The organism is Myxococcus sp. CA039A, from assembly GCF_013336645.1.
GTDB lineage: Bacteria > Myxococcota > Myxococcia > Myxococcales > Myxococcaceae > Myxococcus > Myxococcus llanfairpwllgwyngyllgogerychwyrndrobwllllantysiliogogogochensis.
In genome coordinates this window covers 1-1,308 of record NZ_JABUMQ010000665.1, presented here as the reverse complement: position 1 = coordinate 1,308, position 1,308 = coordinate 1, and the positions used below count along the sequence as shown (strand labels likewise).

Annotated in this window: 1 protein-coding gene and 1 pseudogene; both read right to left on the bottom strand. The window is 69.5% G+C overall.

The window, feature by feature from the left end:
- On the bottom strand, positions 1-542 hold a 542-nt coding region (locus HR086_RS46890; protein ID WP_217442242.1), incomplete at its 3' end, for a condensation domain-containing protein.
- A 98-nt stretch (positions 543-640) separates the two neighbouring features.
- Positions 641-1,308 (bottom strand): annotated as a pseudogene (locus HR086_RS46885) (ornithine cyclodeaminase family protein); the annotation flags it as partial.

The following is a 1,308-nucleotide window of genomic DNA, read 5'->3' as shown; positions in this document are numbered from 1 at the left end:
CCTCTCACCCTCGCCCCGTACGCTTCGCTCAGCTCCCTCTCCAACACTCCCACCGACCACCCGTCGAACACGATGTGATGCACCACCCACACCACCACGTGCTCCGCCTCCCCCACCTTCAGCACCTTCGCCCTCAGCAGCGGCCCTCGCTCCAGGTCGAACGGCCGGCGCGCCTCCTCCTCCACTCGCGCCAGCACGCCCCCTTCGTCCACCTCCTCCACTCGCAGGCTGAACTCCACCGCCTCGTGGATTCGCTGCACCGGCCGGCCGTCCACTTCTCCGAACGTCGTCCGCAGTGACTCGTGCCGCCTCACCACCTCGCGGAACGCGTCCTCCAGCGCTCCAACGTCCAGCCGCCCTTTCAGCCTCGCGGCGAAGGGAGCGTTGTAGGCGGACCCATCCGGGTCGAGCTGCGCGAGGAACCACAGTCGCTGCTGCGCGAAGGACTGCTCCACCACGCCACCGTGCGGCTGGTGCACCAACGGAGGCCGACGCCCCGCTCGCTCCACCTTCGTGCGGGTGGACTGCTCGCTCTGCGACATGGTGCTCCTCGGGTCCTCGTGAAGTCCCGTGACACCGGTGACCGGGCTGCGGGACTCCCGCGTGAGAGGCAATGAGAGGAAGAGACCGGATGCGTGCGTCAGGCCACGCGGAACTTGTGCCGGGAGTCACCCGGCTCACCCTGACCTGGCTCGACCCCGCGCTCCGGCAGGAGCAGGTCATACGGGTCCATCGCATCCCCCGCGAGGCACTCCAGCTCCACGTCCATGCCCAGCCCATATCGCCGGGCCAGCTCCGTGAGGACACGCGTCACCGCCTCGTCCTCCAGCGAGAAGCCCGTGGAGTCGAACACCGTGGACCGCTTGCGCCAGTCCTCGTAGCGCTCGGGATGCTGCACGACGTCGATGATGCCCGGCCCAATCTGCTCGGGCCGGAGCTGCTGGCACTCCCCTTCGACGAGCGCCTGGGGAAGGAAGTCCGGGCACACCAGGCTGCGCTCCAGCAGCGAGCGAGGCAGCTCCACCTTCCCCGGCAGGTCCGAGCCCACCGCGTTGACGTGCACCCACGGCCGCAATCGCCCGTCCTCCAGCACCGGCCCTTCACCCACCCCCACGGACGTCACCGTGCACAGGATATCCGCCTCCGCCTCCACCGCCTCCCGTGGCACCGCGCGAACATCCAACCCCAGGAACCCCACCCGCTTGGGAAAGGAGCGCTGCACCGCCGCGTCCACGTCAAAGGCAAGCACCCGCTCGACGGGCAACACGCGGGACAACGCGTGCAGCTGCGTGACGGCCTGCGCCCCAC